Raw genomic sequence first — 8,355 nt, 5'->3', positions numbered from 1 at the left:
CCTCGTTCATCACAAAACCTATCGTTGACGCATGGGCGCCAACCTTAACTTGACACCAATGGCGTCCCCGCCCGCCTCCCCCCTATTAAACAACTTAATTTTTCAAATTCCTCCACTCTACACTCACCTGATATGCTTCTTCAAGCGGAAACCATTCTTCAGCAATCTTAAGGTCGCGTTCCGCATTACGAATGGCGCCCTCTTTTAAGCTATAAGCAATAGCAGCTTTTATATCTTCTAACGTTAATGGTGGATACTCGCGAATGATTTCATCATATGTAAGTCTGGACTTTAGGTTCGCCTGCCATTATCTTTCCCACTTACTAAAAAAATCTTTCTAATTTACTGACAGAAAATGCAATCTTATTAAAAGTTACTGGTTAAATAAAGTTTTATATGTGGTGTTAAAAGATTATTAAAAAGGCAGAGGCAGAGGCAGGCAGGGATGCCTGCTCCACAATAAAAAATCCCCTACCACATGGGTAGGGGATTTTTTTTACTTACTTAACAACTAGTTGCGTTGGAGTTAACCGAACTTACTAGCCGTGGAAGCTATCAGGAATGCTGCGTAAGTAAAGATGTAGCCGACTGTGAAGTGTGCTAAACCGACTAAGCGTGCTTGAACGATGGAGAGTGCAACGGGCTTGTCTTTCCAACGAACTAGGTTCGCAAGAGGAGTACGCTCGTGTGCCCAAACTATTGTTTCAATCAACTCTTGCCAGTAACCACGCCAAGAGATGAGGAACATGAAGCCAGTTGCCCAAACGAGGTGTCCGAAGAGGAACATCCACGCCCAAACGGAAAGGTTATTCATACCGTATGGGTTGTAACCGTTGATTAATTGTGCGGAGTTCGCCCAGAGATAATCACGGAACCATCCCATTAAGTAGGTGGAGTTTTCGTTGAACTGAGCAACGTTGCCTTGCCAAATACCTAAGTGCTTCCAGTGCCAGTAGAAGGTTACCCAACCGACTGTGTTTAATGCCCAGAATGTAGCTAGGTAGAAGGAGTCCCAACCGGATATGTCGCAAGTACCACCACGACCAGGACCGTCGCAAGGGAATGCATAACCAAAGTCTTTTTTGTCGGGCATTAACTTAGAACCACGAGCATCCAAAGCACCTTTGACGAGAATCAATACGGTGGTGTGGATAGCTAACGCGAAGGCGTGGTGTACTAAGAAGTCGCCAGGGCCGATGGTTAAGAATAAAGAGTTTGTACCGTTGTTGATTGCATCTAGCCAACCAGGCAACCAAACGTTCGCGTAGTTCGGGTAAGCGGTGTAAGCAACACTGTCTGGGTTAGAGAGCAATGTTTGTAAACCGTACAGAACTTTACCGTGAGACGCTTGAATGAATTGAGCGAATACTGGCTCAATCAAGATTTGTTTCTCAGGAGTACCGAATGCTACAACTACGTCGTTGTGTACGTACAAGCTGAGGGTGTGGAAGCCTAAGAAAAGGGATACCCAGCTTAAGTGCGAGATAATCGCTTCTTTATGCTTCAATACACGGTCGAGTACGTTGCCTTTGTTTTGTTCGGGGTCGTAGTCACGAACCCAGAAGATTGCGCCGTGAGCAAAGGCGCCAAGCATCAAGAAGATTGCTATGTACTGGTGGTGTGTGTACAGCGCTGCCTGTGTAGTGTAGTCCTTAGCTATGAAAGCATAAGGAGGCATAGCGTACATGTGTTGTGCTACCAAGGAAGTAATTGTACCTAAAGCAGCCAAGTGAAATCCTAATTGGAAATGCAGCGAGTTGTTGTAGGTGTCATACAGCCCTTGGTGGGGCAGGTTGAATTGACCTTCGGTCTTGTTGCCAAAGAAGTTTTTGGCGTTGAGCATTTCTTTAATGCTGTGACCAATACCGAAGTTGGTGCGGTACATGTGACCAGCAACAATAAATAATACTGCAATTCCTAGATGGTGGTGTGCCATGTCGGTCAACCACAGCGATTCTGTTTGAGGGTGGAAACCGCCCAAGAAGGTCAGAATTGCCGTACCCGCACCAGTCGAAGTCCCAAACAAGTGATTTGCAGTGTCAGGATTCTGTGCATATACAGCCCAGTTTCCTGTAAAGAAGGGTGTTAAACCTTCGGGGTGAGGCAATGTGGTCAGGAAGTTATCCCAGCCTACGTGTTGTCCACGTGATTCAGGAATTGCAACGTGTATCAAGTGACCAGTCCAAGCTAAGGAGCTTACACCGAATAAACCTGCCAAGTGGTGGTTTAAGCGGGGTTCTGCACTCTTGAACCAAGAAAGGCTAGGACGGAACTTGGGTTGCAAATGTAACCAACCAGCAAATAGGAACACTGCTGCCAACAGGAGTAAAAACACGGCACCCATGTAGAGGTCGTTGTTAGTACGTATCCCGATGGTATACCACCAGTGGTAAATACCAGAGTAGGTAATGTTTACTGGATTACTTGCACCACCTTGGGTAAATGCTTCAATAGCAGGTTTACCAAACTGAGGGTCCCAAATCGCATGAGCAATAGGACGAATGTGGAGAGGATCTTTAATCCACTGTTCAAAGTTGCCTTGCCAAGCTACGTGGAAATTGAGGCTGGATGCCCACAAGAAAATGATTGCTACATGACCGAAGTGGGTGGCGAAAATCTTTTGGTAAAGATTTTCTTCCGTCATACCGTCATGGCTTTCAAAATCATTTCCTGTAGCCATCGCATACCAGAGCCGACGAGTAGTCGGATCCTGTGCGAGGTCCTGGCTAAATTTTGGAAATTTTGTTGCCATAGGTTTTGATAAATCCTCTAACCTTTAGCCGTCGTGTGAATGTTAGTTAGGAGTTCTGAGTGCTGAGTACTGAGTTCTGAGTCAGGAATACATATTCTATTATTTCTAACTCATCACTTAGCACTCAGCACTCATTACTTTTTTGGCGTTAGCCTACTGAAAGGATGTGCGCGTGGAAGAATGCCCAGGTTGTGGCGATACCTCCTAGCAGGTAGTGTGCTACACCTACTGCACGACCTTGAATGATGCTTAAAGCACGTGGCTGAATTGCAGGTGCTACCTTCAGTTTATTATGTGCCCAAACAATCGATTCAATCAATTCTTGCCAGTAGCCGCGACCACTGAACAGGAACATCAAGCTGAATGCCCAAACGAAGTGGGCGCCTAAGAACAACAAACCGTAAGCAGACAGAGCACTGCCGTAGGAGTTAATGACTTGTGCCGCTTGTGCCCACAAGAAGTCACGCAACCAACCGTTGATGGTTATTGCACTTTGAGCAAAGTTACCACCAGTGATGTGGGAAACCACACCATCTGAGTCAACTGTTCCCCATACATCAGATTGCATCTTCCAAGAGAAGTGGAAAATTACAATCGATAAGGAGTTGTACATCCAGAAGAGTCCGAGGAACACGTGGTCCCAACCAGACACTTGACATGTACCACCACGACCAGGACCATCGCAAGGGAAGCGGAAGCCGAGGTTAGCTTTATCAGGAATTAAGCGTGAACTGCGAGCGAATAATACGCCTTTGAGCAGAATCAACACTGTTACGTGAATAGTGAAAGCGTGGATGTGGTGTATCAAAAAGTCCGCAGTACCCAAAGCAATAGGCATCATTGCGACTTTGCCACCAACAGCGACGATACCACCGCCAAAAGCATGGCTGACGACTTGCAACGCATTCGGTGCAGTACCACCAGGCGCCACAGTGTGGAGATTTTGCACCCACTGAGCAAATACTGGTTGTAACTGGATTGCAGTGTCGGAGAACATATCTTGAGGACGACCCAACGCACGCATTGTGTCGTTGTGGATGTAAAGTCCAAAGCTGTGGAAGCCTAAGAACATTGACACCCAGTTAAGGTGAGAGATAATTGCATCGCGATGACGAATTACCCGGTCTAGAACGTTGTTTTGGTTCACAACGGGATCATAATCCCGCACCATGAAGATTGCTGCGTGCGCCGCACCACCGACAATTAAGAATCCGCCAATCCATATGTGGTGAGTGAAGATACACAGTTGGGTAGCGTAGTCAGTTGCCAAGTAAGGGTACGGAGGCATCGCGTACATGTGATGCGCGACAATGATGGTCAGCGATCCCAAGAAAGCAAGGTTAGTGCCTAATTGAGCGTGCCAAGAGGTGGTCAAGTTTTCGTAAAGACCCTTGTGACCTTCACCTGTGAAAGGTCCTTTGTGGTTCTCAAGAATCTCTTTAATACTGTGACCGATACCCCAGTTGGTACGGTATTGGTGACCTGCGACGATGAAGAGAACTGCAATCGCTAAGTGATGATGTGCGATGTCAGTCATCCACAGACCGCCAGTTACGGGGTTCAAACCGCCTTTGAAGGTCAAGAAATCAGCGTACTGACCCCAGTTTAACGTCCAGAAAGGAGCCAAACCATTAGCAAAGCTGGGGAATACCTCAATTAACAAGTCTTTGTTAAGAATGAACTCGTGGGGTAAAGGTACATCTTTTACTGCTACCCCAGCATCCAACAATTTGTTAATTGGGTTTGATACGTGAATTAAGTGACCTGCCCAGCCCAACGAACCGCAACCTAACAATACTGCCAAGTGGTGGTTGAGCATAGACTCAACGTTTTGGAACCATTCCAATTTTGGTGCCCGCTTGTGGTAGTGGAACCAGCCTGCAAATAGGAACAAGCCAGCTAATACTAAACCACCTATCGCAGTGCAATATAACTGGAAGGAGTTGGTGATACCCCAACCACGCCAAACTTGGAACAAGCCACTTGTGATTTGGATGCCGTGAAAACCGCCGCCTACATCACCGTTTAATATGTCTTGTCCAACAATTGGCCAAACAACCTGAGCGCTAGGCTTCACGCTGAGAGGGTCGGTTAACCAAGCTTCGTAGTTCGAGAACTTGGCACCGTGGAATATCATCCCGCTTAACCACAGTGTCACAACAGCCAAGTGACCGAAGTGTGCTGCGAATACTTTACGGGAAATGTCTTCTAAATCGCTTGTATGTGTATCAAAGTCATGGGCAAGAGCGTGAAGGTTCCAAATCCAGGTGGTGGTTTTTGGGCCTTTAACTAGAGTTCTATCGAAGTGTCCAGGTTGTCCCCATCGTTCAAACGAAGTTGGTACTGGGTCATTATCGACAATAACTCTTGCTTTTTTCTCCTCTCGCTCTGGAGGACTAATTGTCATTCGACCTCCTCTCTATAAAGGGATTGAGGAATTATAAACACCACACTCTGTCTTCGTGGCTAAGTTTACCCTAGTCGCATCCTAACTCAGGTTAGCTGAATTTGGATAGCAAGTTGACGAAAGTGTGGAGAGTGGTTTCAGTTGAATTATAGAGTCCATTACCCCACATTGTGAGATGAATGTTAACAATAATTCAAAATCCCTCAACTTCCCGTAGATTCTACTTTCTGCGTTATACCGCTGGCTCAAATGTCAATACTTTATTCATTTTTTTTACAAACCTACACAATTTGCAAAAATTATAGTTTTAAACACTGCTGTGGTATCCTAATCGATTTAACTTTATCTACTGTTTCTACAGCTTTATGACTACCATGTGTCACTAATGATACTCAGCTAGATTATGGTCAGCTTTGAGGAATATAAGTAATAAATCATACTTCATACACTAGGTCAGGATTGGCGCCCTAACGTTTAAATTCAAGATTTAACTTTGTTTTATTGCTACGCTGGGGCGAACTTGAGCCACAATTATTTGTTGAGTTGTTAAAATAGTGGATGCTAGGCATGAACTTTATTGCATTGAAGGCGCGCGGACTACCCTTTAAAACGCGATATCGGCTAATTGTAAAAATAGTAAAATCATTAATTGCACTGCTGCTAGTACTAAGTCTAGCTAGCTGTGGTGATAAAGCTGTTAGTAAGGAACCATTAATACCAGGACTGGATGGACGTAAAGATAACTCGCAACTTACGAATCAAATTTCGGAAGTTGCACCTCCATCGATTATTCAAGAACTTCAACGCCGCTTAGATACTTACCATCCTCAAGTTACAATTACCACTCCCAAACTCGACGAAGTTCTACCAAAAGATACGGTAGAGGTTAACCTTCAAGTAAAGGATTTACCAATATTCAAAGATTCGCAGTTTAATCTTGGCTCTCACCTAACGGTAATTTTGGATGACCAGCCAGGTATTGAAGTTTACGACTTAAATCAGCCTTTAACCCTAACCGACTTATCTCCAGGTACTCATACACTGCGTGTTCTCGCCGAACGTCCTTGGAACGAAAGCTTTAAAAACGAAGGCGCCTATACGCAAACAACATTCCACGTCTTTACAAAAACCGATGAACACAACCCAGATACATCCCAACCACTCTTAACATATAACCGTCCAAATGGAGAATATGGCGCCGAACCAATTCTCCTCGACTTTTACTTAACAAACGCACCACTGCAATTAAATGGCAGAGATATATTACAAGACGAAATAGGCGATTGGCGAATTCGCTGTACAATCAACGATGAAAGTTTTATACTCGACCGTTGGGAATCTATATACTTAAAAGGCTTTAAACCAGGAAAAAACTGGATAAAACTCGAATTTTTAGACGGTAAAGGCGAAGTAGTTAAAAACGTTTTTAACAGCACAGTAAGAAGTATTACTTACCAGCCAAAAGGTCAAGACACCCTTTCTCGTATTATTAGAAGTGAACTACAGGCTGACCAAGTACGCAGTATTGTAGACTCTACCTATGTTGCTAAACCACTACCAGAACCTACACCAACAATTGAACCAATTGTAGAGCCAACTATACAACCAACTGTAGAACCGACTATAGAGCCAATACCTGAAGCGCAACAAAAATCAGAAGTTGAAAAAGCAAAATCTGACGGTTTCTTTAAACGTAGAGAAACTAAAGCACCATTACCCGCACCAAGTATAGAACCAACACCAATTGAGACTCCTGACTTGCCAGAAGTAATTATTACACCAACACCACAACCAGAAGTTACAAATATACCTTTACCAACACCTGAAGTTGAAAAACCAACACCCGAACCTGAAATAGTCCCAACTCCTGAAGTAACAACAATACCAGAAATGGCGCCATCCGTTGAAGAACCTGTAAAGTCTCCAACACCGCAGCTAAAAGTAACTCCTTCAACAAAACCATCAAAGGTTCAACTGGGTAAATACTTTAAACGTCGCGCGTCTTCAAAACCAACACCCGAACCAACGTTATCTCCGGTTCCTGAAATAACACCAGAAGTAACGCCAGTACCTGAAATAACACCAGAAAAAGAAATAACACCATTACCTGAAGTTACTTCTGCTCCTATAGCAAATTAAAACCTCGCTCCGAGACGTGATTAATCACGTCTCTACTGTCTGTGTGGTAAATTAATAAATTTTAATTAACGTGAGTTTTTTTATGGTTCGTGTAAGGGCGCCGGAACTACCGCAATATAATTGGCTAAATACAGATGAACCTTTGTCTATAAAACAACTCAAGGGTCGAATAGTTATTTTAGATTTTTGGACTTACTGCTGTATAAATTGTTTGCATGTACTACCAGACTTAAAATACCTTGAAAAAAAATACAAAGATAGTCTTACTGTTATTGGTGTACACTCTGCAAAATTTGATAATGAGAAAGATATTGATAATATTCGTCAAGCTATTTTACGCTACGATATAGAACATCCTGTCTTCGTAGACAAAGATTTTCGAGTCTGGCAAGAATATGCTGTACGTGCGTATCCTAGTTTCATGTTAATTGACCCAGAAGGTTATATAGTTGCTTCTTTTATGGGAGAAGGAAAACGTGATATTTTAGACGATTTGATACAGCAAATAATTCAACAACATCAAGAGAAAGGCACAATTAATTTACAAGAGCTAGATGTAATTTTAGAGAAGCAGCGGCAGCCAGTAATTACACCATTAGCTTTTCCGGGTAAAGTTTTAGCAACTCCTTCAAGTTTATTTATAGCAGATACAGGACATAATCGTATTGTTGTTACAAATTTAGAAGGTGAGCTACTACATGTTATTGGTAGCGGAAAATTAGGATTTACAGATGGTGATTTTAATACGGCTGAATTTTCGGCGCCACAAGGAATGACGTTTGATAATCCAAATCAAATTCTTTATGTTGCTGACACAGATAACCATGCTTTACGAAAAGTTAACTTCAGGCGCCAATATATAGAAACAATAGCAGGAACAGGTATACAAAATCGTAATTTAAGCTTTACTCAAGGTAATGCTTTAGATATTGCTTTAAATTCTCCTTGGGATTTAGTAAAGCATGAAAATCAACTGTATATTGCAATGGCAGGTGTACACCAAATATGGATGATGGACTTGGAAACTAATATAATTAGGACTTACGCTGGTACTGGC

General features: G+C 43.2%; 4 protein-coding genes and 1 pseudogene. 2 read left to right on the top strand and 3 right to left on the bottom strand.

Annotated elements, in window-relative coordinates:
* Window positions 1–94 precede the first annotated feature (94 nt).
* From AC2JBO_RS40350 to psaA, 3 genes and pseudogenes are all read right to left on the bottom strand, one after another.
* Window positions 95–283, bottom strand: a pseudogene (locus AC2JBO_RS40350) (DUF433 domain-containing protein); the annotation flags it as partial.
* Between the two features lie 243 nt (window positions 284–526).
* Entirely contained in the window at window positions 527–2,752 is a 2,226-nt protein-coding gene (gene psaB / locus AC2JBO_RS40345; RefSeq protein ID WP_496959254.1) for a photosystem I core protein PsaB, read from the bottom strand.
* A 148-nt stretch (window positions 2,753–2,900) separates the two neighbouring features.
* A complete protein-coding gene (gene psaA, locus AC2JBO_RS40340; protein ID WP_496959253.1) occupies window positions 2,901–5,159 on the bottom strand; it encodes a photosystem I core protein PsaA in 2,259 nt (752 codons plus the stop codon).
* A 567-nt stretch (window positions 5,160–5,726) separates the two neighbouring features.
* Between psaA and AC2JBO_RS40335 the strand changes: the two genes are divergently transcribed.
* Window positions 5,727–7,298: a hypothetical protein gene (locus tag AC2JBO_RS40335; protein ID WP_496959252.1), complete on the top strand. Its 1,572-nt coding sequence runs from the start codon at window positions 5,727–5,729 to the stop codon at window positions 7,296–7,298.
* 82 nt (window positions 7,299–7,380) lie between these two features.
* Window positions 7,381–8,355, top strand: a 975-nt coding sequence (locus AC2JBO_RS40330; RefSeq protein ID WP_496959251.1) for a thioredoxin-like domain-containing protein, incomplete at its 3' end; no start/stop codon positions are given.

Source organism: Calothrix sp. CBUCES-K 9914 (genome assembly GCF_059640475.1).
Note: the sequence above shows the minus strand (reverse complement) of the source record. Positions and strands in the feature narration are given on the sequence as shown.